We start from the raw sequence: 21,898 nt of genomic DNA, 5'->3' as shown, positions 1-21,898 counted from the left end.
CGGTCGGGGCGGTCAGTGGGTGAGGGTTGCGTACAGGACGCGGGAGAAGCGCTGGGTGCCGCGCTCGACGGTGTCGACGATCAGGCGGACGCCGGGACCGAGGTCGGGGTCCTGGCACGCGGTGACCTGCAGGATGTGGCCGGGCTTCACGCCGGCGGCCGCGTGAGTCAGCTTGACCTCGTAGCGCCGTGTCGGGACGTCCTCGCCGGCGACCTCGGGGGCCTGGTCGGAGTCGCTGACGAGCATGATCGTCGCGGGCCCGTCGTACGACGTCGCGCCGAGCGGGGTCTCGGACTGGTGGGTGTCGGGGTTGAACACCGGCTCGCCGTCGCCGGGCTCGGCGATGAGCACGCTCGAGGTGAGCGTCTTCGCGACGACGGCGGCGTGCGTGGCCTGCCAGTCGGCGGGGATGACGCGGGTGCCGGGACGGCCCATGTGACGACGTGGGCGGGGCATCAGCAGTAGGGGTACTGCGTGCGCTCGGGCCGGCAGTCGGCGCCCAGGATGTCGATGACGTCGAAGTAGCCCTCGTCCGCGTCGTCGACCGCGGCCTGGTGCTGCTCGCGGAGAGCCGCGGCGTGCTTGCGCAGGGCGTCGGCGAGCTTCGCGCCGTCGGTGGAGAGCTGGTGGTCCTTCAGGACCTTCGAGGCCAGCGCCTCGTTGGAGGCGTTCGTGTCGATCGCCTGCGCGGCCGCGAGCTTCACGTGGTCGCCCTCGATGAGGAGGAACGCCGCGATCTCCTCGTCCTCGAAGACGAAGTCGCCCTCGTCGATGTCGTTGAGAAGGAGCCGCACCTGGCCGGCCTTGCTCGTGAAGTCGATGGTCACGGCGTGCTCCTCTCGGTGGTGCTGGTCCGGTGGGCGGGCCGGGATCGCCAGCCCGCCCACCGGTGGTGAGTCAGGACCCGGAGGGGGTCCCGAACTTCTCGCGGAGCTCGTCGCGGCCGAGGTCCTTGCCGTCGGCGTCGAGGAGGTCCTCGGGCTTGGCGCCCTTGACCTTCTCGGCGTACGTCGCCCAGTCCTCGCGCGACGCGTTGCCCGCGGGCTCGGCGTCGGCGCCCGACTGCGAGCCGGACTGGCCGCTCCTGCCCGAGCTGGACGCCCGGCCCTTCTTCTCCGCGCCGGCGGGGAGCTGGTCCGCGCCCCAGTGCTTCGGCACGGGGGGCAGGTCGTTGCCCTCGGCGTCGACCACCTTGACGAAGTCCTTCTCCTTGAGGAGGAACTGCCCGGCGTTCTCGTTGGTCTGCTCGTTGTCAGCCATCTCGTCCTCCTCAGACGCCGCTGTTGTCGGACCCGTAGGTCAGGGTCGGGTCACCGTGGGCGACGCCCATGATGTGGCGGCCGCGGTACCAGATCGTGTCGTCGTCGAACGACCCGTCGGTGAGGACGAGGTCCCCGCCGCCGATCGCGCGACCCTGGTCGGCCTTGTAGCGGAAGTCGGGCTTCTCGTAGCCCCGGACGCGGGCGAACCAGAACGGCGCGCGGCGCGCGGTGCCCGGCTTGGGCATCACGATCCACGAGGAGCCGACCTGCTTCTCGTTGACGACGAGCTCGAACTTGCCCTTGAGCGGGTTGGGCGCGTAGGTGAAGCCGCCGGCGCCGTTCGAGATCTGGATCCGGTCGACGTTCAGGATCCGCTCGGCCGTGGTCTGCAGCGCGTAGCCGACGACCAGCTGCAGCGTGCCCGCGGGGATGATCGCCCCGGTCTTCGGGTCCCGCTTGGTGCGCAGCGCGGTGAGCACGTTCTCGAGGTTCGTCGCGGTCAGCGCGAGCGTGCCGATGTTGGCGTTGCCGACGTTGAAGAACGCGGTGTTCAGCGCGCCGGTCTCGAGGTTGATCAGGAGCCGCAGCCCGCGGTCGTCCTCGGTGTCGACGGCCATCTGCGGCATCTGCTGGGGGACCAGCAGGAGCTGGTCCAGGTCGTCGTTGACCTGGGCTTCGAAGGAGAAGCCCCACAGGAGGCCGGTCTTCTTGCCCTGGATGGGGTACTCCCCGAGGGTGGGCCCCTCGGCCATCGGGTAGGCCGTCCGCTCGGGGACGTCCTTGAAGACCTGCGCGCCGAGCTCGAGCTGGCTCATGTACTTCGGCTTGAAGTCCTTGAGCGTGGTCGGGGTCAGGAACTTCGGCCACTGCGTGGGCAGCGCGTCGTAGTTCTGTAGCATCTCGCGGTCGATGAGCATCCCGGACGCGAACTGCGCCAGGTCCGAGGTGGTCAGCGCCTCGTTGAGCTCCAGCGCGGCGCGCTTCGAGCCCTCGCGGACGTGGGTGATGAGGCGCGCCATGCCGAGCGCCTCCTGCATGATCGCCGGGTTGTTGGCCAGGCGACGGCGGTGAGCCGCGGGCGAGGTGCCCTTGGTCTCGGTCGAGATCGACTCGGCGATCTCGAGAAGGGTCTTGGTCATCGTGGGTCTCCTCAGATCCGGACGAGTCGGACGTTGACGCGACCCGGGGTTCCGGAGTCGACGGCCTTGGTGGCGCCCGTGGCGACGCCCCGCTGGATGACGGGGACGGTGTGGCCGAACAGCGTGTTGCCACCGGCGACGGTGGTCAGCGCGTTGCCGGCGGTGATGTAGATCGCCGTTCCGGCGGCAGCGACGACCTCGGGCACCAGCAGCGAGTAGGTGCCGTCAGGGGCGACGGAGGCGTACCCGTCGGGGTTGCCGACACCGCCGTACTGCTTGCCGGAGACGACCTCGGTGCGGTCGGTCTCGCAGACGCCGATGATGCCGCCGACCTTCACGGGGTCACCCGAGCGGGTGTTCGCCGGGACGGGCAGCGACAGGGCCGGGCTCTCCCCGGCGAAGACGCAGTTCTTGGACATGATCAGGCTCCGGTCTTCTCGAGGCCCAGGGCCTCGTCGATGTCGGCGAGGGTGACGGTGCTGCCGCCCTCCGTGACGCTGCTGCCGTGACCCCGGACCTGGCCGGCGCCGCCGTCGGCCTTGCGGGCCGCGGCGTCCTCGTCGACGAGGGTCGTGAACGCGGCCTCGTCGAGCTCACCGGCCTCGGTGAGGGTGATGTCGGCGAGGAAGCCCTTCACCTCGCGGGGGGTGAAGGTGACGCCGGCCTCCTTGGCCCGCGCCTCGACGATCGCGGTGGCGCGCGTGGTGCGGCCGCGCGCGGCGTCCGCCTCCTCGAGCTCCTTGATGCGGGCGTCTTTGGTGGCGCTCTCGGTGATGAGAGCGTCCACCCGGCCGGCTGCCTCGGTGAGTCGGGTGAGCTCCGACTCCTCGATCTGCTTGATTCCCATGAGGTGCTCCTTGTGGGACTCGGTGGTGGGGGTGGTGCTGTCCGGCCGGGTGGCCGGGACGTAGGTGGTGCGGACGCGGACCTCGACCCGCTGTCCGGTGAGCGCGATGACGCCGTCGCTGTCGGTGTAGGTCTGGCCGTAGATGCCGGGGTCACTGGCGCCGGACCCCTCGACCTCGAACCAGACGGTGCTGTCGTCGAAGTCGCGGACGTACACCCACACCGACCGGTCGACCGGCGCGGCGCCGTACGCGTCGCGGAGCGCGGTCTGCAGCGCCTCGCGGGTGTCGTTCACGGTGGCTTCGGACAGGCCGTGCCCGATGGCGCGCCGGTTGGCGCGCGCCGACTCGACGAGCGAGAGGACCTTCCCGCCGCGGCCGGCGCGGGTGACCCAGTCCACCGACTTCACGTGCGCCAGGGACTCGACGATCTTCCCGTTGCGACCCTCGGCGGTGCCCTCCACGAGCTCGCCGTCGCCGCGGATGGAGACCCCGATCGCGTCCTTGAGGTGCTCGATGAGCGGCCGGTAGGACGGCACGATGTCGACCTCGCTGACCAGGGCCCCGAGGTCGGCGCCGCGCTCGACGTCCTCCTGGGTGGCGAGGCGTGCCGGCTCGGTCGTGACGGACATCAGGTCCTTGATCGAGCGGACCGGGCGCGTCCGGGCCTCTTCCTCGGTGGGGTGGTCGGCGTACATGTGGGTGCCGGCCGGGATGATCTCGTCGGCGACGGCCTGCTCGAGGCACTCGGAGGAGTAGTAGCCGGAGGAGCCCCAGCCGGGCGAGATGTGCTGGATCAGCATGCGTCCGGTGGACTTCGCCTCGGCGGCGGCCGCCTCGCTGATGCGGCCGGTCTCCTGAAGGAGCTTGGGCATGGTCAGACCTCCCGGTCACGGGTAGCGTTCGGCGGATGGCAGAGAAATTCGCGACGTGCCCGAACTGTGGTTCGGCCGAGACGTCTTCGACCGAACTCCGGGTGAAGACGTGTCAGGACTGCGCTCATCAGTGGAACGTCGACACCGGCGCGTCGGTGGGGTGAGGACAGATGGTCGACAAGGACTTCAGCGTGCAGCTGACTTCGTCGCAGGACTGGGCTCGTAACGACGAGACGTCCAAGGGGCTCACCTGTCCCGAGTGTGGGGCTCTCCTACCTGCTGTCGGAGGCCCGGTCAAGCGTCACCGCGAGTTCCACGAGCGCCTAGATGAGGTGCTGGCGCGCATCCCGAGTGCTTCTGCTGACGAGGAACAGTGACCGGTGGCGCCGACTGTGAGCACGCCTGGCAGCTGGCCGGCGTCGCGCTGATCCCCGGCCACGGCGCGCCCACCGAGTACGTTTGCGCCCGTCCGGACTGCCGGGCCGTGATGTACCGGCCCCCCGAGCAGCCGTTCCCCGGAACGGTCTAGCGCGCGACGCTGACCAGGCTTCGGCGCGCGTCCTGCACCGGCACCGGGACCCATGAGTCGCGCCACCCGTCCGACGTACGGAGCACCGACAGGTCCTCCCAGCCGATCGCGCCGTCCTCGAGCGCCTTCAGCCGCACCGGGCCGAGGACCCGCAGCTTGTCGCCGCGGGGGAGAGCGTCGAAGCTCGCCCGGGCGTCGGGAAGCAGCGAGTCGGGCTCGTCGAGGTCGATGCCGAGCTCGGCCCACGACTTCGTCAGCGGCGTCCGCGCGCACCGGCCCTGCGGGTGGTCGTCGGGGCCGGTCTCGGTGAGCTCGTGCTCCGTGCCGTGCTTGGCCCAGCACGAGGGGCAGGTACGGGTGTCGAGCTTCGCGTGCCAGGCCCAGCCGCGCAGGACGTCGGTCTGCTCCAGCTGGTAGGCCGCGGTCGCTGACCGGTGGGCGTCCATGACCTCGGTCCGCGCGATCGACATCGCCCTGGTCAGGCCACCGTTGAAGCGGTGCTCGGCCCGGTCGACCATCCGCCGCGCGGTGACCCGCGGGTTCTCACCGACCACGATGCCGCGGACCAAGGCCTGCTTCATCGCCTCGGCGGCGTCGACCGACAGCGGCTGGCGGCGGGACTCGATCTGCTCGGTGGTGCGCTCCACGATCGCAGCGAGCACCTGGTCGGGCATCGGGCGCAGCATCGCGCCGACCGCGGCGGTGCGGGGGAGCTGGGACGCGATGAGCCGGGACTGCCAGACCGCGACCTCTTCGGTGACCTCGCGCGCGGCCGCGACGACGGTGACGCCGGTGAACTCCGACAGGTCGAGGATCTCCCTGGTGGCCGACGCGAGCGCGGCCTGGGCGGCGGTGGCGCGGAACACCTGCGCCGCGGTGGGCCACTGCCCGTCGGTCGACATCTCGACGAGCTCGTCCATCGCGGCGACCCACTCGGCGTCGATGACCTGCCACGCCCGGGCCCACGCCTCGACGAGCTCGCGGACCGTGCGGTCGAGGATCCCGTCGATCACGACCCGCAGCTGCTGCGCCAGGCGCAACGTGAGGCGGGTGACGGCCATCGTCAGCGAGTGGCGGCCGCGGGGTCGTCGCCGCGGTTGAAGGCGTCGACGGCGACCTGCCCGGCGGTCATCTCGGGGTCGATCCAGTTGCCGTCGTCGTCGGTCATGTCGTCGAGGAGCTCGTCGACGTCCTTGACGCCGAGGGCGTTCATCAGCTGGCGGGCGGTCTCCAGCGGAGGCAGCTTGCCGGTGCTGTCGGCCTCGACGATGGCGTGGACGAGCTTCACGGGGTCGAGCTCGTTGAGGGCGGGCCACTCGACCGTGACTGTGCGCTCGACGTCACCGGTGAGGGTGATGGTCTCCTTGCCGGTGCGGGTGTCCCGCACGGTGCTGCCCTTGAGCGGGCCGCGGGGCGCCTTGACCGACTGGTCGATGACGTAGCTGAGGATCTGCTGCAGCACCGACCCCCAGAGGCCGCGGCGGCCGTTCATCTCGAGGATGACGGGCTTGTCGAGGGTTTCGGCCACGGCCCGGGCGCCGGTGACGCCGGGGTCGGCGAGGAGGTCGACGACGGAGACGCCGAGTCCGGCGGCGACCATCGCGGCCAGGGGCCGGCCGGACCCGGAGTCGATGGTGGCGCCGGACTTCGGGATCGCCTCGAGGCTGGTGCCTGGGCCCGACGCGGCGACCTGGCCGACGCCGCCCTCACCGGAGGGGTCGGGTAGGCCGTGGGTCGAGGGGCGGGGGAGTGCCGCTCGCATGGTCTCCGCGGCCCGGCGTGCCTTCGACGACTTGTCCCCGGACAGGCGCCAGGCGAACTTCGACAGCGCCTTCACCAGGCGGGCCCAGTCGGTGAGGAACCCCTCGTAGGCGCGGGCCCAGGGCAGCGCGGCGTACGCGTCGGGGATGCCCCACTTGCCGTGGTCGGGCTCGTTGACCTTCACGTGGAGCATCGGCTGGTCCCACAACACGGGGATCCCGTCGATGGAGCGCGGCCGCGACGTCGGCCAGTGACCGATCGCCGGGTGCAGGACGCGGCGCGTCTCCTTGCGGCGTCGCGTGCTGCCCATGGCGTAGCCGGCCTCGATGATGAAGACCTCGTAGGTGCGGAAGTAGAACCACACGTCGTCGCGGTCGTCGGGGTTGGAGACGCTGTCGCGGACCTCGCTGAGCGGGGTGGTGCGCACCTGCACACGCCCGGTCAGGGGGTCGGGGAAGAACGTGAAGATGACCTGCCCCTGGGTGCCGAGCTTCCGCTCGAGCCGCTCCTGCGCCTCGGGGCTGGTCAGGGCCTTCTTGTTCGAGTCGTCGTCCCAGAACGCCTGGACCACGGCGTTGACGTTCTGGTCGGCGCCCTCGCCGGCCCTGGCGGCGACGGTGACGCCCTGGCCCCAGACGTATCCGGTGCGCAGCTGCAGGCCGCGCTTGATCAGCGGGGACGCGATCGCCATGACCGAGCAGTTGCGGATGACGGAGTCGAGGCCCTCGCGGGAGAACTCGCGGTCGAGCTCCATGGATGCGACGCGCCAGCCCTTGTCCTCGGCGGCGAGCTCGAGGTCGGAGAGCGCCTCGACGAGGAGGTCGTTCATCTCGCGCTCGGCGCCGAGCTCGACGAGGAGGTGGCCGACGTCGGGCTGGGACTCGGTGAGCTCGAGCGTCATGGTCACCGCCTCATTCCTGGTCGAGAATCGTGAACCGCTGCTGGTCAGGAGGCGTACGGCGCGATCGTGTAGTCGGCCAGCTCGTCGTCGAAGTCCTCTTCGTCGAAGACCTCACCGCCGCCGGCGAGCAGCGGCTGCAGCAGGAGCCGGTTCAGCGCCTGCGAGCCGGTGTCGACCATGTCGTCGTGGGTGGCGTGGGGGAACCCGGCGTACTCCTCGACCAGGTCGCCCACCCACGCGCATCCCTCGATGGTCGGGTCGGGCAGCCACACGTTGCCGGCCTCGATGAACGGCGACACCGCCTCGAGCCGCGCGGACTTCGACCCGGACGGCTCCTCGGGGATGATCCCGGGCACGGTCTGTCCGAGCGAGGAGATGATCGCGGACCCGTTGGCCTTGTCCTCGATGAGCTTCATGACCGCCTGCGGCCACCTCGCGGCGAAGGCCTTCACCTCGCGGCGGGTCTGCGCGAACGCCCAGCGGCCGCGGACCTGGTCGAGGAGGTAGGCGCGCGCGCCGCGGCGCATCCACACCTGGCCGACGACGTAGTCCGAGGTCTCCTTGTCCTTGAACGTCATGTCCCAGGACGCGAGCATCTCGTCGTACTCGGTGATGACCCGCACGCCGTCGTCGCGCACGATCCACAGCGGCCGCGGGTAGTACTTCCACCAGTCGCGGAGCACGATGTTGCCCTCGACGGCTGAGGGGCGGCCTTGGTAGAGCGAGTTCCAGGTGCGGGACCCGACGCGGGTCTTGATCGCTTCCCACTGCTCGCGGGTGCGGCGGCGGGCGGACTCGAGGAATTCGCCGGGCTTCCGACCGAGCGGGTCAGTCTCGCCCTTGTCGGGGTCGTGGTCGGCCTGGGCCGGGATGTTCAGGACCTTCCACAGGTGCCCGTCCTCGGCGGCGAGGAGCCTGCCGGCGAGGTCGTCCTCGTGCCACCTGGTCAGGATCAGCACGACCGGGGCACCGGGCGCGAGTCGCGTCGAGGCGACGTCGGTCCACCAGTCCCAGACGTTCTGGCGGAACTTCTCGGAGTCGGCTTCCTTGCGGTCCTTGATCGGGTCGTCGATGACCATCAGGTCCGCCGGGCGGCCGGTGAGGCCGGCGCCGATGCCGACGGACACCACGCCGCCCTCTTGCCCGGCGAGCTGCCAGTCGGAGGCGGAGCCGTTGTCGGCGGCGATGCGCATCCCGAGCTGGGGGTTGGAGGTGATGGTGCGGCGGATCGCGAGGCCGTTGCGGTTCGCGAGGGTCTGGCCGTAGGAGCCGGTGACGATCCTCGTCCAGGGGCGGTGCTTGAGGACCCAGGTGGGGAAGTCCTTGGCGACCCGGGTGCTCTTGCCCTCCTGGGGGCCGATGGTGATGATCAGCCGGCCGTCGGGGGTGTCGAGCAGCTCGGCGAGCGCGGCGTCGATCTTGTCGAGCGCGGGGGTCTGGACGGTCTTGGGGTTGAGCTCGGCGGCCAGCGTGCCGGGCGTGGCCCAGCGCCCTTCCTCGGCGGCGGGGTCAGCGGTGACGATGCCGGTGAGCTCGCGCTCGAGGTCGTCGACCCAGGACCGTGGGGAAGCGACCATGACTACCTCCCGGCGGACTGTCGGTGGCGGGTGCCACGCTCAGGTCATGACCGAAAACGCACAGCTCGGCGCGTGCTTGACGTGCCTTGTCGACAACAACACCAGCACCTCACCGGCCGTCGTGCTGGTGAGGGGAACCGGCTACTGCGAACGGCATGCGAGGGAGGGACACGCAGAGCGGACCGTTGAGATCCCGAACTCGACTGTCTCAGCGCCAGGGAGCGGCCCCAGGGTCGGCGGCGAGCGGTTCTTCCCGTACCCAACGCGGACAGACTAAGACACCGCGGATTCCGCCGTTGGCGTCGCGAGGTCTTGGGCTTGGAGGTGCCACTGACGCGGGCGCTGCTGGGTGGCAGCCGCGTCCTGTCCCACCTAGTCCTTCGAGTCGTCGTCCTTCTCCGACTTTCGCGCTGTAGCAGTTGCGGCCAGCGACATGAGTCCAGCGAACCCGGCGAACCCCCAGAGGCCGACCTCAACGACAAGGGGCAGTTCGGTCTGAACTGCTAGGAACCCGGCTCCGACCCCGAGACCGAGAAAGATCGCAGCCCAGATCAAGATGAACGGGTCAGTTTTGGCGCCGGCTCGCGTGTCCTGGAGGGTGACGAGCGCCCGCACGGAGTCATCGATGTGAGACTCGAGGCCTGACCTACTCGCGGCCGCGGGCGGGAGCGTGCTGAGGAGTTCGACGTCTCGGATAATGCGCTCACGGAGTCGCTCGTTCTTCTGCGTCACACGGCGGACACCGGCGTACGTGGTGGCAGCGCCCCCGAGGATCGTCGAGATGGTGGCGATGCTGGTGAGGCTGATCACCGTCACATGATGGGGCAGTAGCGCGGGGCCCGCAGGTCTTTCGCGAAGTCATGCGCTGCGAACTCGTCAGGGGCTCAGTGGTCGCCCCCGGGGGTCTTCAGTGCATCCCTCTGGACGCACGAAGACCCCGCTCCGCCAGGTTTTGGGGTCGCGAGGTCTTGAGGACATGACACACGATTTGAGAACCGGTGTCAACTAGGCGGCGTGTATCGCTCCAGTGGCTCCTCGGCCTTGCGGCGCCAACGACGTGCGGCGTTGTCGTCAAACAGCGCCGTGATCTCGAACTCGACCGTGTACGGCGTGTGCGGTTCGAGTTTGAAACCGACCCGCGACATCGGGACGAACGGGTCGACGATCTTGAGATGGAAGTTGTCCCCTGGTGCGATGACCCGCGGAGTCGCGTGCATCGACTCTGACCGCTCTGGCTGGCCCTTCACTTTCAACCTGACAGTGGAGGAGATGTCGACGTTGTAGATCGGCAGCTGCGACGTGTTCCAGATGACCATCCTGGCGCTCGACACGCCCGCAAGCCAGTGACGCTCGCTCTCGGCAAAGTCCTGTTGGATCTCCCCCCAAACGGCGACCATCTCGGCCTGCGCGCTCTCAAGAGCTTCGTCCCGGAGCCGATCTCGTCGACGCTCGATCTGCACAACGTTGGCGGCGTAGCGGGCAGCGATGATCGCCGCGATGAAGGCCGCGAGGGTCCCGATCGCCGCGACCCAGTCTGCGACCGATCCGGTCTCGGCACCGGTCACGAGCCCGATGGTGACGGCAATCGAGAAGACCACCAGCCCAGCGAAGATGACCTCGATGAAGAAACTCCGGCCGAGAGGGATCTCGTTGTCGTTGGTCACGGGGTCATGATGCCGTCTGGCGCTGCTCGGCGGCCCACTCTTCGACGAACACCTCGACTCGCGCCGGGTGGATCCCGAGCCGCCGGCCCGCCTCGTCGACGTCGAGCCCGGACGCGACCGCGGCCGCGAGCTGCTGCTTCTGCCGCGCCCGCTCGGCGCGCTTCTGCTCGGCGACGTACGCCCGCTCCACCGCGGCGGCCGCCTCCTCGGCAACGTCGGGCCAGAACACCAACCGCTGACCCCACGACGCACCGGCCACCCACCGGCACAGCGACGCGACCTTCCCGCGGTCCATCCACCGCCGCACCGTGTTGGCCGGGAACACGATCCCCGTCTGCGTCGACGCAGCCTCGGCCGCCATCGCGACGTGCGTCCACCCGTCACCATCCGGGCCGGCCCGCAGGAGGTCGGAGCGTACGGCGTTGGCGTACTCACCGGGCGTGTAGTGCTTACGGCACCCGATGCACTCCCACGACTGGCCGACCGAGGGGTCGGCGATGCCGCCCTGGTCGGTGCACTGGGTGTGGTCGTCGTCGAGCTCGGGGTAGGTCGAGAGGGTGTAGACCCACTGGGTGACGGTGACCCCGGCACGGCGGGCCTGGGCGACATGGCGGCAGGGCTTCGGCGCGCTGAACTTCCGGACGAGGCGGTCGCCGCACTCGAAGCACGACACCCCGCGCTCGGGGTCGCGCTCGTCGTGAAGGACCGCCTCGAGCTGGCGGCGGAGGGCTGCGATGTCGCGGGCGAAGCCTGGCCAGTCGGGGCCGGTGCTGGTCTGGGCCATCTGGGTGAGGTGGTCGGCGAGGTAGTGGGTGATGCCGGTGACCGACGGCTTGGCCGGGGGCTGGTGCCCGAAGTAGCGGCGCCACTGGTGGTCCCAGCCGAGGAGGGGCAGCAGCGGGGGGACGACGTCCTGGGCGTGGTGGTCGTCGTCGAGGTGTCGGGACCAGACGAGGTCTTCGGCGTCGGCGCCGGCGCGGGCGAGCATGACCATGGCGTCGCCGCCGGGGATGGGGGCGGCGGCGACGAGGCGGCCGTCGCGGCCGGCGCGGGTGGCTTGCCAGCGGAGGTGGCGGCAGGACCAGCGGATGTCGTCGAGGTCGGTGCGGACGCGGCTGATGCAGTCGGGGCAGGTGAGGGGGTGGTCGTTGTTGGTGTGGTTGCGTCCGCAGAGGACGCAGTGGGGTGCGGTGCAGGGGACGCAGCCGTTGTGGGTTTCGGGGTCGGTGCAGTCGTCGCGGTGCTCGCGGGTGACGCGGGCGTCGAGGGTGCGGTCGTGGTGGCAGGCGGGCGGGCGGCGGGTGTCGGTCATGCGTTCTCCAGCGGGTATCGGGCGCGGCGACTACGGTCCGTTGCTATGGGCGACGACATCCTGAAAGCAGTGGCTACAGGTCTTGTCACGCTGACAGTGGGTGTGACGCTCTTCCTCGTGCAGCAGGGCGGAAAGCGTCGCCGCCTCCGCCGGGAGATCCGCGAGGAGCTCGAACTGATCGAGAAGTTGCCAGACGGAGTGCACAAGGACCGTCTGCGGGTCAGAGTCAACGGGCTACTGGGTGAGTACGCGCCTGCCACCGTCATCTCTCGGCACAAGCGCTCGGATCGGGTCGCCAATGCCATCGCGCTAGGGCTGATTGCGACGTACGCCGCGGTCGTTGTCGCCAACGACGTCTCGTTCCCGGTCGCGAGCATTGGCGCTGGCGCGATCGGCATCGTGCTCGGCGTCACCAGCATTGTGCTGGAAGAGAGACGAGCGCGGGCCATCGCCTGATCTGGTCGGCGGGTGTCGTTCACGCGTGCTCCTGGCTGGCTGAGCGGACGGCGATGGGGGCGGTGTCGGTGGTGGTCCCTACCGTCAGGACTCCCGACGACGGAAGGAATCTCATGAGTGACGCTCGCGCCTGCATGACCTGCGGGGCCCTGATCGATCCGAGCTACACCGGCCGCCACCGCACGTGGCACAGCAACATGGACAAGCGGGTGAAGGACGCTGAGGAAGAGGCGCGCCGAGCGAAGCGAGCCACTCGCTGAGGTCGCTGCGATCACGGGTGCGCCTCCTCGCAGTCGGGGTCGCCGCAGCCCACGCGCGGGCGCGCCCAGCCGTACGACGCCCACGCCTCGTCGACCAGGTCGTCGAGGAACTGCCGGGCGAGCGCCTGCTCGCGGCGGATGGTCACCTGCCACCGGAGCTTTTCTACCGAGCGAGCGATCCCGGTCATGGCGTCGACGTACGGCCCGGTGTCCGCGTGCAGGGTGATCTGCAGGACGGCCGCGGCCCGCGCAGCGTGGAGCTGGCGCAGCCGCGCGCGTTGGAGGGACAGGTCGAGATCCCACAGCGCCCTCGCGATCGCTTGCTCGAGGACCCTCCCCGCACCGGCCAACGCCACGGCGACGTCGCGCAGCGGGCGGGACGGGTCCCGCCGCGGGGCGCTCACGATGCACGCTCCCAGCCGGCGTCGGCCAGGAGCTGCGCGACTACGGCCTCGTGCAGCTCGACGCGGCCCTGGTCGTCGACGGCCAGGTGGACACGGACCTCGGCGACGTCGGTGCCGGGCACCCGCCGCTCCCAGACCTGTGCCTCCGAGGCGTTGGATTCGTGCTCGGTTCCCACCTCGACTGGCACCTCGTGGTGTGGGTCGGTCCACCACGGGCAGTCACGAAGGTGTGACGCCGAAGGACAGTCCAGGCGACTGGCGCAGTTCTCGGCACCGCGCGGGACCGAGGACTCCTCAGCCTCCGTACGGCGCTTCACCGAAGGGCAGCACAGGGCGTGCTCGTCGGCCATGCACTTGGTCCGATCGATGCACTCGAGCGGCGCGCTCTCGCCTGGGGTGGCGTGCTCGGCGAGGAAGTTCACCAGGAACTCCCGGCCGCCCTCGACGCCGTAGAACGCCTGGAGGATCTCCATCCGGGTGAGCCCGTCGGGGCCGAGGAGACGGTTCTCGGTGCGGCGGTCGTGTGGGCGGTAGGCGCTGAGGATGGCCTGCTCGGGAGTCATCGGTTCCTCCTGCGTCGGGCCAGCGTCCGCCGGCGGTAGGCGCGGCCGTCGATGCCCAGCGGCCGCGGGTGGTGGGCGTCGACACGGCGGAGCCGGCCGTCCACGGTGACGGTCCAGTGCTGCATGGCCTTGGCCAGCCGGTTCATCGCGTCGACGAAGCCCGAGACGTCGAAGGTGATGTCGAGCGCGACCGAGCGGCTGCCGTCGGCGTGCTCGACGGTGCGGCCCAGCGACGTCGCCATCAGCGGGTCACCGCCTGCAGCTGCTCCAGCACCTCGACCGGCGGCGTCCACAGACCGAGGCGCCCTTTGCACGCGATCGGCTCCGGCACGGGGCGGGGGTGCTCGAGGACCAGGTGCACGACGTCGCGCCGGGTGCGGCCACCGTGCTCGTCGTACGACGCCTCCGCCCACCAGGAGTCGCAGCAGTCGATCGCGTCCGGGCTCGAGCCGGCGGAGTAGTGCACGTCGACCAGGTCGACGACGCCGATGATCGTCCCCGTGACGAGCTGGTCGCGCATCTCGGCGCGGATCATGTCGGGGTCGACGAGCTGCTCGGCGGCCGCGATGTCCGGCACGGCCCTGAGCCCGCGCTCGCTGAGCCGGGCGCCGGCGTGGATGGCGAGCGCACCGCGGTAGGTCCACGCCTGGGTCCGGTTCTCGACGTCCTTCCCGCCGTGCACGATCGCCCACGCCCACGGCTGCTGCACCGTCAGCGCCTTCACGCCGCACGCCCCGAAGGGTGTTGCGGCTGCGCGGGACCGGTCGCACCATGGAGGGGTGAGCCAGCCCGCACCCGAGCACGACGACTACGAGTCGTGGCGCGACCTCCAGGACGTCCTGGAGGAACGCGACGCCGAGTGGTGGGCCGAAGAGCAGGCTCTCGACGCGGACGAAGGCTGACCACCAGCGCCGTCATGCCGCGCGCCCGCGGTCGGTGCGGTAGAGCTCGGTGCTGAGCGCCCGGGCGCGGCCCGCGCGGTCGGCGGGGCCACGACCGGCACGGTCCGCGGCCCGGCCCTTCGCGTTCGGCCACCACGGGCGCAGCCGCCACACCAGCGCCATGAGCCAGGCGACGCGCCTCCACCGCGCGTGACCGCGGTCGTTGCACCCGTCGACGGTGACGACGCACCGCAGCGTGCCCCACTCGGTGCGGGCCGGTGCCGGGCAACGGCCAGCCATGGTGCCTCGGCTCCTCACCGGCCGAACCTCACGCCGTTGCGCTCGTCCTCGACAGCCTCGAAGGCGTCGACGCCGAGCTCGTTGGCGGAGTCGGACACGTTCCATGAGTCGGTCGTCGGCTCGGGGGTCTCGTCGGGCTTGGGCTTGGGGGTGGTGTCGGTCATCGGGTCTCCGTGGGTGTCGAGGTGGGTCGTGCGGGGACGTAGGGCTTGGGGCGCTCGTGGCAGCCGCAGCCGTGCTGGTGGCACTGGCAGACGCAGTCGGGGCGACAGTTCACGAGGGCCTCGCCGGTGTTGACGGGGAGAACGGTCGACACGAGATGTGCTGGACGAGGAACTCGCGCGGATCGCCGGGATTGGCGGCGGTGCGAGACGAGTCCGCACTACCGTGCCGGCCATGTGCATCAGACAATCCGCCGCCGACGACTTCTGGGTGCAGCTGCTTGACGTGGCTGGGTCGACGTTGCTCGCTGTCGGCGCCCTTCTCGCATTCCTCACGATCCGCGACTGGCAGCAGCATCGAATCCTCGAGCGAGGGGAGCACAAGGACGTGGACGCCAAGATCGAGAATCGCACTGGGATGTGGGCCAAGGCCTCGGTCATCGTCGTCGGGTGCGGTGGCCTGATGGATCTTGCAGCCGAAGTCGTCACCCTCGGTTGGGCCGAAACCTTCTGCTGAGTAGGCGACTGCTTTCACGACTCGGCCACCTCCCCAGCCACCGCAGCCGCCCGCAGCTCCTCAAGCAGCACCCGCGTCCCCACACCCCGCTGCTCCACATCCAGGCCGAGCACGTCGAACACCCGCCCCAGCGCCACCGCGATCAGCCGCACACGGTCCGCCTCCAGCTCGACCGCACGCTCCGCGATCCCGAGCCGCTGCATGTCCGCCAGCAGCTGACGCAGCTCACGCAGCACCCGCAACCACGCCGTCCCCGTCACCGAGTCCAGGTCAGCGCCGGCACCGCGGCCGCACTCCTCGCACGGATCCCCGTCCTCCAGCCGACCACCGAGCACGTCGACGGCCTGACGCATCGACCCAGCCAGCCGCTGCATCTCCAACACGTTGTCCGTGACCGGGGCAGCGGCCGGGTTCCACACCATGCCCGCCAGCACCGCGCCCGCAGCCGCCTCCAGCTGACGACGCTCAGCAGCAGCACGCACCGCCGGCGCCCCGCCGCCGTGCTTCACGCACACCGTCCCGCCCGGGATCGGACGGCGCTTGCAGCGCTGCCCCGTGCCCTTCGCGGTCGCCGTGCACCGGGGCGTCGAGGAGGCGTCCGTGGGGTCGATGCTCATGCCGCCACGTCCTTGCGGTCGAGCACGTCGGCGAGGAGTGGTTCCCGGGTTCTGGAACCACTCGGGGTGCCAGTCGGCGGAGGGCTCGCCGAGTGGTTCCCCTCCGAAGGAGAGGGGACCCGGGGAACCACTCGACTCGCTTGGGCCCTGGGGGCCTGTAGGGAACCACTCAGGGAACCACTGAGGGAACCACTCAGGTGGGGGTTAGTCGTCGGGCTGGGCGTTGTCATCCTCGGCCTCTCGGTACAGGGAGATGGAGTGGTGGAGGAGCGCGTTGCGGGCTCCCTTGTGGACGCTGACGAAGCCCTCTTCGATGAGGACCTTGAGCGCCTTCACGACGTTCTCGGGCTTGCCTCCGACGGCCTCACGGATGTCGCGGCCGGTGCACTGGTCGTTGTCTTCGACGTGGCGGGAGATGCGCTCCATGAGGCGGGTGGGCCGGAACCGGCCGTCGGTGGTGACGGCGGTGTCGCGGGCGACCTTCCAGCTTGTGACGTGGGGCTGGGTGGAGTCGAGGATGAACTTGCCGAGGTACTTGCCGCCGGGGGTGGCGCGGCGGAGCTCGCCGGCGGTGTCCTTCTCGATGAAGAGGTTGATCTTGCCGATCTGGCCGGGGGCGGGCTTCACGGCTTCTTCGGCGCGGATGTAGGACCCGCGGATGGCGCGCTTCTTGGCGATGGAGCCGATCGCGAAGCCGGTGGCGCGAGCTTCGGTGGCCTTGGGGAGGTGGTCGATGAAGATGACGCAGGAGCCGGTGTCGGCGGGCTGGGAGATGAGGCGGAGGCCGCCGGTGATCTCGTCGCCGTCGTTGGTGTTGAGGCCGAGCATGGGGAAGATCTCGCCGAGGGAGTCGATGAGGACGACGTCGGACTTGTGGGTGGTGATGTCGGCGATGGCGTGGCGGAGCTCGGCGCCTTCTTGGGGGTCGTAGTAGCGGAAGCGGGTGGGGTCGGCGAGGGCGTTGGGGTGGGCGCCGAGGAGGAGGAGTCGGGCGGCGGTGTGGTTCTCGCCGTTGTGGTCGACGTCGATCATGGCGGCGGTGCCGCCGTCGTTGAGGGCTTCGACGATGGCGCACTGGGCGAGCCAGGTCTTGGCGGTCTCGGGGTCTCCGAAGACGCCGTTGACCTTGCCGGCGTAGAAGAGGGCGTGGCCGGCTTCGTGCTGGAGCCACCGGGGCGGGGGGATCTCGGGAGCCTGGCCGGTGAGGATCCAGGAGAGGTCTCGGAATCCGGAGGTGGAGACGGTGTCGCGGGGGCCCCAGCGGGTGACGGTGTCGTCGAGGACCTGGAGCGCTTCGGCGAGGTAGGTGTCGACCTCGTCGACGGTGCCCTTCTGGCCGAGCTGGACGAGGCGGGAGCCGGTGTCGATCGCGGTGCGGAGCCGGGCGTTGTCGCGGATGATCTTCGCGTAGGCCGGGGCGTTCTCGGGGAGTTGGCAGGCCTCCATGAGGGTGTGGAGGTAGGGGGCTCCGCCGATGCGCTCGAGTTCGCCGGTGCGCGCGAGGTGGGAGGCGAGGGTGACGGCGTCGACCTTGATGTCGCCGGTGGTGGCGGTGGCGACGTGGTGGATCGCGTTCCAAATGGTCTCGTGGGCGGGCCGGTAGAAGTCGGGGCCGTCGAGGTGGGTGGCGAGGTCGGCGGCGAGGTTGGGCTCGAGGATCAGCGCGCCGAGGACGGCCTGCTCGGCGCCCATGTCCTGGGGCGGCTGGCGGTGCTCGCGGGGTCGGTCGTAGTCAGGGTCGAAGGGAGGCTCGTCGGGAGCAACGAGCCTGACTGGTCGATCGTCCGTGTGGGTCAACGGGTTGGTGTCCCTCGGTCCTCTGTGGGGAAGCGGTCGCGTGGGTCAGGGGTGGTGCGCGCCCGGGGAGCAGGTCCGCTCGCCCGTCGAAAGAAGCGGGCGTTCCGGTGGGGGCGGCCTTCGCTCGGCGTCGCAGTGGGTGCTCGGCTGCGGGCCGTGACGTTGACTCCCCGGGCGTGGCTCAGGTGGTGGTGACGGCGAAGGGGTCGTTGACGGGCCGGTCGGCGTCGGCGGTGCCGGTGCCTTCGGGCTGGGAGTACTCCCACGGGGGCTCGTCGCCGGTGAGGTCGTCGGTGGGCTCGGCCGGCTCGGAGGGGACGGTGTTGCCGTCGGTGTCGATCCAGACCTTGAGGTCGTGGTCGTAGGTGGCGCCCTCGACGGGCGGGTCACCGAGCGGCTCGTCGTCGTCGCCCTCGGGGAGCGGGTCGTCGGTCTGGGCGATGTGGGCCCGGCCGGCGGCGATGACGCCCTCGACGGTGGGCTCGAGGTCGCCGGGGGTGTCGATCTGGAGCTGCTGGTCGTCGGCCTTGAGGGCGCGGTTCTGGTGGAGGGTGCGGGTGAGCTCGCGGAGGTGCTCGTCGAGCTCGGCGGAGGTCGATGGCTCGAGGAGGTCGATGGTGAGCTCGACGGTGCGGCCGGTGTCGTCGTCGTTGATCTGGCGCTTGTGGGTGAGGCGGACGATGGCCATGGTGGAGCGGCCGAGGGTGTTGAACATCTCGCGGGCGAGGTCCTCGGTGACGCCGGTGTTCTCGAGGCCCTTGCCTCGGACCTTGGCGTTGTAGTCGTTCTTCTCGGTCATGCGGTTGCTCCTGTCGAGGTGGTGGTGTGCTGCTGGAGGTCGGGGTGTTCGGCGAAGTGGGCGGTGGTGATGACGAACAGGCCCAGGCGGGCTCGGCCTGTGGCCTGCAACTGGTGGGCGAGGTCGCCGGCGTTCTTGGGGAGCACGCCGTGTCGGACGAGGAGGGTCATGTACTTGAGGACCTCGGCCTCGGCGAGGGTGAAGTAGCGGGGGTAGCCCTGGCCGTGGCCGGTTCTGTGGCAGGTGAGGTAGCCGTGGGTGATCCAGTGGTCCAGCTGGCGGTGGCTGGCGCCGGCGCGGTCGGCTGCTTCGCCGACGCGGACCCAGTCGGGGTCGGCGTCGTACTGGGTCTCGGGGTCGTGGATCACGCGGCCTCCTCGGTGGTGTCGGGTTCCGGGTCGCGGTCGATGTCGTCCCAGGCGGCTGGGCCGAGGTAGCCGCGCTTGGCTGCCTCACGGATGGACCTCTCGGTCGGGCCGGGGCGGCGGCAGAGTTGGCGGTACTTCTGGGCGACCTGGTCGTGGGTGGTGCGGGTTACCCAGCGGCCTTGCTGGTTGAGGAGGTTGCGGGAGTCGATGCCGCGGGCGGCAAGATCGGTGTGGCTGTAGCCCATGGCCATGAGGGCCTGGATGCGGCGGACGGTGCCGGTGCGGGGGACGAACGGCTCGGTGGTCTGCGTCGAGGCCTTCGAGGGGACCAGGGAGGGGTCGACGGACATGACCCGCTCCACGATGAGCTTGCTGACCTTGGCGGCGCTGTTGGACATGTAGCGGCTGATCGTGGTGGGGGAGGTCCCTGCCTCGGCCGCGATCGCCCGCATCGACCAGCCGGCGCCCTGGAGGGTCGCGATGTGGAGGCGCACGGTGGTGGGGTCGGTGAGGCGGAGGAGTCCGTGGGAGCGGTCGTAGCGCCACCGCTTGAGGTAGCGAGACCAGGACTTAACGCACTCGGGGTGCTTGCATTTGGTGGTGACGACGCCGTGGGCGTGGTTGAGGATCATGAGGCGGTCGTCTCCGGGTGCGCAGCCTCGTAGGCCTCGCGGACCGTCTTGCGGATCCGACCGCTCGCGCCTTCGTTCATGAGGCCTTGACGCACCGCCCACTCGCGGATGGCGAGGTTGCGGCGTGCCGAGGCGTCGGGCTTGCTCTTGGTGGTCGGCTTCACGCGCTCGAGGAACGGCTGCAGCTTCGGTCCCTTCGAGCCGTTGTAGCGCTCGACGATGACGTGGGCGGTGAGGCGGTCGTTGGTGCCCTTGTGGATCTCGCGGACCGCGGCCGCGCGGGCGGTGAGCTGGCGGGGCACGATCCCGGAGAGGACCTCGATGAGGCGGGCGGTGTCGAGCTCGTCGCGGGAGTAGGCGTGCAGGACGTGGCCGAGGCCGTAGACGATCGCGGCGTCGAGGCCGGACTGGTCGTCGCCGTAGGCGGCTCGTACGACGCCGAGGACCTGGTCGAGGAGCGCGGTCGCGCCGAGGGTGACGACGTTCTCGGCGGCCTTGGTCGCGCGGAGTACTCCGGGGGCCTCGCGCATCCCGACGGTGAAGCCGTGCTGGGCGGCGAGGTCCTCGATCTGTGCGACTAGGGGGTCGCCGGCACCGCGGCGGGCGAGCCACCGGTCCCAGCCGGTCAGCTGGCGGCGGGTGGTGTTGAGCTGGTGGTAGAGCGCGGCCTCTTCGGCGATGGTGAGGCCGACGTGGACGCGGCAGGCGAGGTGCTGGGTGCGGGGGTTGAGGAAGTGGACGTCGCGGACGGTGGCCCAGCGGTGCTGCCCGTCGAGGATGGCGAAGGAGTCCTCACCGCGCTGGGAGACCTCGACGATCCCGACGAGCGCGATCTTGTAGTTGGCGGCCATCTTCTGGACGCGGTGCTCGTCGAGCTCGCGCTGGTAGGTGTGGTCGGCGAAGAGCTGGTCGACGGGCAGGGCCGCGATGTAGGGGTCGGGCTTCTCGCCGGCGGTCGCAGCGTCTGGAAGCTCGTGGTCGAGGATGTCGTCCAGGGCGGCGTCGACGTCGATCGTGTCGGTGGTCATGAGGCTTCCTTTCGATGGCGGTCGAGCAGCTCGGTGCGCTGCTCCTCGGTCGTGGCGGCCCAGACGCCGTGCTCCTTGTGCGCGAGCGCCCAGGCGAGGCAGGCGCGGATCCCGGGGCAGCGGCGGCAGACCTCGCGGGCCTGCTCGATGCAGTGCTCCTCGAAGGCGAAGAAGATCTCCGGCGTCTCGATGTCGCGGCAGGCGGCGCCAGGAACGTCGGGGATGCCGGCTGGGTCGAGTTCGATGAGCATCAGAACGGCGCCTCCTCAGTGAGGTGCGCCGGCCAGCGCACGGACGCGACGACTGCGCTCTGCAGGGCGGGCATGTCGTCGATCGGCTGCCCGAGGAAGCGGGCGCCGAGGGCGGCAAGGATCAGGGCATCGGCTTCGTCGTTGCCGCCGACCTCGACGTCGGGGTAGCGGCGTACGACGGCGGCGAGGACCTGGTCCTTGCCGGCGTTGCCCTTGCCGGTGGCGTACTTCTTCACCACCGACGGCGACACCTCGGCGACGGGCCAGTCGTAGGCGTGGAGGCGCTCGGTGACGAGCCACCAGAGTCCGGAGCGGTCGTGCATCCCGGGGTTGGACTGGTGGTAGGCGGGGCCCTCGATGACGACGAGGTCGGCGTCGCGCGCGGGGATGAGGATCTTCGCGGCGAGGCGCCGGAGACGGTCGGTGCGGTCCGCGATGGTGGCGTCTTTCTTGCCGTTGGACCGGATCCGTTGGACGGTGACGCGGCGGCCGACCTCGACGTGGTCGTCGACGACGGCGACGCCGGTGGAGGTCAGGGAGAGGTCGAGGCCGATGATCTTCACTCTGAGTCGCCTCTTCCTGGTCGGTCGTGGCGGTCGGGGACGCCGGAGGTGGAGTGGTGGACGCAGTTCTTGGGCGGGGTGTGCGGGGCTGGGTTCATGCAGGGGCCCGGGCCAGTGGCGGAGGGGCACTGGCTCATCGGTCGCCTCGTCCCTGCCGGATGCGGGCCAGCGCGCAGCCGAGCGCGACCACGGCGAGGACCCAGACGGCGGCGCAGACGAGGTAGAGCAGCCCGGGGTTCATCGGACGGTCCTGAGTTGGCCGCAGACCGAGCAGGCGCGCACGGACCCGCGGACGCGGATGCGGTCGTTGCAGCGGATGCGGTGGGTGAGGCGCGCCAGTCGAGACGGCGCCGGCGGGCGGGGGATGGGGGCGAGGAGCTCGCGGAGGTTGGTCATCGGAGCACCGCCAGGGCGTTGGCGAAGGTGTCGGTGCCGC

General features: G+C 70.4%; 29 protein-coding genes. 3 read left to right on the top strand and 26 right to left on the bottom strand.

The annotated features are described in order from the left end of the window. Positions 1–12: 12 nt before the first annotated feature. From IRQ30_RS12425 to IRQ30_RS12370, 12 genes are all read right to left on the bottom strand, one after another. Entirely contained in the window at positions 13–456 is a 444-nt protein-coding gene (locus IRQ30_RS12425) for a DUF6093 family protein (protein ID WP_193613158.1), read from the bottom strand. Beyond that, positions 456–827 (bottom strand): hypothetical protein, encoded by a 372-nt coding sequence (locus IRQ30_RS12420; protein ID WP_193613157.1) that lies wholly within the window; start codon positions 825–827, stop codon positions 456–458. The genes IRQ30_RS12425 and IRQ30_RS12420 overlap by 1 nt, the downstream gene beginning before the upstream one ends. Before the next feature lie 70 nt (positions 828–897). Next, entirely contained in the window at positions 898–1,260 is a 363-nt protein-coding gene (locus IRQ30_RS12415; protein WP_193613156.1) for a hypothetical protein, read from the bottom strand. 10 nt (positions 1,261–1,270) lie between these two features. Continuing rightward, positions 1,271–2,401 carry a phage major capsid protein gene (locus tag IRQ30_RS12410; RefSeq protein WP_193613155.1) on the bottom strand — a complete coding sequence of 377 codons (1,131 nt, stop codon included), beginning with the start codon at positions 2,399–2,401 and terminating at the stop codon, positions 1,271–1,273. Between the two features lie 11 nt (positions 2,402–2,412). Beyond that, positions 2,413–2,820: a DUF2190 family protein gene (locus IRQ30_RS12405; RefSeq protein ID WP_193613154.1), complete on the bottom strand. Its 408-nt coding sequence runs from the start codon at positions 2,818–2,820 to the stop codon at positions 2,413–2,415. 2 nt (positions 2,821–2,822) lie between these two features. Next, entirely contained in the window at positions 2,823–4,121 is a 1,299-nt protein-coding gene (locus IRQ30_RS12400; protein WP_193613153.1) for a hypothetical protein, read from the bottom strand. A 525-nt stretch (positions 4,122–4,646) separates the two neighbouring features. Further along, positions 4,647–5,711 (bottom strand): phage minor head protein, encoded by a 1,065-nt coding sequence (locus IRQ30_RS12395; RefSeq protein WP_193613152.1) that lies wholly within the window; start codon positions 5,709–5,711, stop codon positions 4,647–4,649. Between the two features lie 2 nt (positions 5,712–5,713). Next, positions 5,714–7,312 carry a hypothetical protein gene (locus IRQ30_RS12390; protein WP_193613151.1) on the bottom strand — a complete coding sequence of 533 codons (1,599 nt, stop codon included), beginning with the start codon at positions 7,310–7,312 and terminating at the stop codon, positions 5,714–5,716. Positions 7,313–7,356: 44 nt separating this feature from the next. Next, complete coding sequence (gene terL / locus IRQ30_RS12385; RefSeq protein ID WP_193613150.1) at positions 7,357–8,889, bottom strand: phage terminase large subunit; 1,533 nt, start codon at positions 8,887–8,889, stop codon at positions 7,357–7,359. 372 nt (positions 8,890–9,261) lie between these two features. Continuing rightward, complete coding sequence (locus IRQ30_RS12380) at positions 9,262–9,699, bottom strand: hypothetical protein (RefSeq protein WP_193613149.1); 438 nt, start codon at positions 9,697–9,699, stop codon at positions 9,262–9,264. 191 nt (positions 9,700–9,890) lie between these two features. After that, positions 9,891–10,553: a hypothetical protein gene (locus IRQ30_RS12375; RefSeq protein ID WP_193613148.1), complete on the bottom strand. Its 663-nt coding sequence runs from the start codon at positions 10,551–10,553 to the stop codon at positions 9,891–9,893. A 4-nt stretch (positions 10,554–10,557) separates the two neighbouring features. Next, positions 10,558–11,865, bottom strand: coding sequence for a hypothetical protein (locus IRQ30_RS12370; protein WP_193613147.1), 1,308 nt, complete (start codon positions 11,863–11,865; stop codon positions 10,558–10,560). A 45-nt stretch (positions 11,866–11,910) separates the two neighbouring features. On the opposite strand from IRQ30_RS12370, the gene IRQ30_RS12365 reads away from it, so the two are divergent. After that, positions 11,911–12,321, top strand: coding sequence for a hypothetical protein (locus tag IRQ30_RS12365; protein ID WP_193613146.1), 411 nt, complete (start codon positions 11,911–11,913; stop codon positions 12,319–12,321). A gap of 271 nt (positions 12,322–12,592) precedes the next feature. Here IRQ30_RS12365 and IRQ30_RS12360 read toward each other — a convergent pair whose 3' ends face one another. Genes IRQ30_RS12360 through IRQ30_RS12345 form a run of 4 tightly spaced genes read right to left on the bottom strand, consistent with a single transcriptional unit; the run spans position 12,593 to position 14,272 of the window. Further along, positions 12,593–12,985, bottom strand: coding sequence for a hypothetical protein (locus IRQ30_RS12360; RefSeq protein ID WP_193613145.1), 393 nt, complete (start codon positions 12,983–12,985; stop codon positions 12,593–12,595). Then, entirely contained in the window at positions 12,982–13,548 is a 567-nt protein-coding gene (locus IRQ30_RS12355; protein ID WP_193613144.1) for a hypothetical protein, read from the bottom strand. The genes IRQ30_RS12360 and IRQ30_RS12355 overlap by 4 nt, the downstream gene beginning before the upstream one ends. Next, a complete protein-coding gene (locus IRQ30_RS12350; RefSeq protein WP_193613143.1) occupies positions 13,545–13,790 on the bottom strand; it encodes a hypothetical protein in 246 nt (81 codons plus the stop codon). The genes IRQ30_RS12355 and IRQ30_RS12350 overlap by 4 nt, the downstream gene beginning before the upstream one ends. Further along, the gene (locus IRQ30_RS12345) at positions 13,790–14,272 is read right to left on the bottom strand and encodes an ASCH domain-containing protein (RefSeq protein WP_193613142.1); all 483 of its coding nucleotides are present in this window, start codon (positions 14,270–14,272) and stop codon (positions 13,790–13,792) included. Before IRQ30_RS12345 ends, IRQ30_RS12350 begins: the two co-directional genes overlap by 1 nt. A 55-nt stretch (positions 14,273–14,327) precedes the next feature. On the opposite strand from IRQ30_RS12345, the gene IRQ30_RS23805 reads away from it, so the two are divergent. Next, complete coding sequence (locus tag IRQ30_RS23805; RefSeq protein WP_264674602.1) at positions 14,328–14,450, top strand: hypothetical protein; 123 nt, start codon at positions 14,328–14,330, stop codon at positions 14,448–14,450. 12 nt (positions 14,451–14,462) lie between these two features. Here IRQ30_RS23805 and IRQ30_RS12340 read toward each other — a convergent pair whose 3' ends face one another. Both IRQ30_RS12340 and IRQ30_RS12335 read right to left on the bottom strand, forming a co-directional pair. Further along, positions 14,463–14,729, bottom strand: a complete 267-nt coding sequence (locus IRQ30_RS12340) for a hypothetical protein (RefSeq protein ID WP_193613141.1) — start codon at positions 14,727–14,729, stop codon at positions 14,463–14,465. 14 nt (positions 14,730–14,743) lie between these two features. Then, positions 14,744–14,893: a hypothetical protein gene (locus tag IRQ30_RS12335; protein ID WP_193613140.1), complete on the bottom strand. Its 150-nt coding sequence runs from the start codon at positions 14,891–14,893 to the stop codon at positions 14,744–14,746. A 157-nt stretch (positions 14,894–15,050) separates the two neighbouring features. Between IRQ30_RS12335 and IRQ30_RS12330 the strand changes: the two genes are divergently transcribed. After that, positions 15,051–15,407, top strand: a complete 357-nt coding sequence (locus tag IRQ30_RS12330) for a hypothetical protein (RefSeq protein WP_193613139.1) — start codon at positions 15,051–15,053, stop codon at positions 15,405–15,407. A gap of 14 nt (positions 15,408–15,421) precedes the next feature. Here IRQ30_RS12330 and IRQ30_RS12325 read toward each other — a convergent pair whose 3' ends face one another. From IRQ30_RS12325 to IRQ30_RS12290, 8 genes are all read right to left on the bottom strand, one after another. After that, positions 15,422–16,024 carry a hypothetical protein gene (locus IRQ30_RS12325; RefSeq protein ID WP_193613138.1) on the bottom strand — a complete coding sequence of 201 codons (603 nt, stop codon included), beginning with the start codon at positions 16,022–16,024 and terminating at the stop codon, positions 15,422–15,424. A 204-nt stretch (positions 16,025–16,228) separates the two neighbouring features. After that, entirely contained in the window at positions 16,229–17,821 is a 1,593-nt protein-coding gene (locus IRQ30_RS12320; RefSeq protein WP_264674601.1) for a DnaB-like helicase N-terminal domain-containing protein, read from the bottom strand. Between the two features lie 181 nt (positions 17,822–18,002). Then, positions 18,003–18,620, bottom strand: a complete 618-nt coding sequence (locus IRQ30_RS12315) for a hypothetical protein (protein WP_193613136.1) — start codon at positions 18,618–18,620, stop codon at positions 18,003–18,005. Further along, positions 18,617–18,988: a MerR family transcriptional regulator gene (locus tag IRQ30_RS12310; protein ID WP_193613135.1), complete on the bottom strand. Its 372-nt coding sequence runs from the start codon at positions 18,986–18,988 to the stop codon at positions 18,617–18,619. The genes IRQ30_RS12315 and IRQ30_RS12310 overlap by 4 nt, the downstream gene beginning before the upstream one ends. Beyond that, positions 18,985–19,620: a helix-turn-helix domain-containing protein gene (locus tag IRQ30_RS12305; RefSeq protein WP_193613134.1), complete on the bottom strand. Its 636-nt coding sequence runs from the start codon at positions 19,618–19,620 to the stop codon at positions 18,985–18,987. The genes IRQ30_RS12310 and IRQ30_RS12305 overlap by 4 nt, the downstream gene beginning before the upstream one ends. Next, positions 19,617–20,648 (bottom strand): DUF6551 family protein, encoded by a 1,032-nt coding sequence (locus tag IRQ30_RS12300; RefSeq protein ID WP_193613133.1) that lies wholly within the window; start codon positions 20,646–20,648, stop codon positions 19,617–19,619. Before IRQ30_RS12300 ends, IRQ30_RS12305 begins: the two co-directional genes overlap by 4 nt. Continuing rightward, a complete protein-coding gene (locus IRQ30_RS12295; protein WP_193613132.1) occupies positions 20,645–20,899 on the bottom strand; it encodes a WhiB family transcriptional regulator in 255 nt (84 codons plus the stop codon). Before IRQ30_RS12295 ends, IRQ30_RS12300 begins: the two co-directional genes overlap by 4 nt. Next, positions 20,899–21,462, bottom strand: coding sequence for a crossover junction endodeoxyribonuclease RuvC (locus tag IRQ30_RS12290; protein ID WP_193613131.1), 564 nt, complete (start codon positions 21,460–21,462; stop codon positions 20,899–20,901). Before IRQ30_RS12290 ends, IRQ30_RS12295 begins: the two co-directional genes overlap by 1 nt. Positions 21,463–21,898 lie beyond the last annotated feature (436 nt).

The sequence above is a fragment of the Nocardioides lijunqiniae genome (genome assembly GCF_015024225.1).
In the GTDB taxonomy this organism is placed as follows: domain Bacteria; phylum Actinomycetota; class Actinomycetes; order Propionibacteriales; family Nocardioidaceae; genus Nocardioides; species Nocardioides lijunqiniae.
Note: the sequence above shows the minus strand (reverse complement) of the source record. Positions and strands in the feature narration are given on the sequence as shown.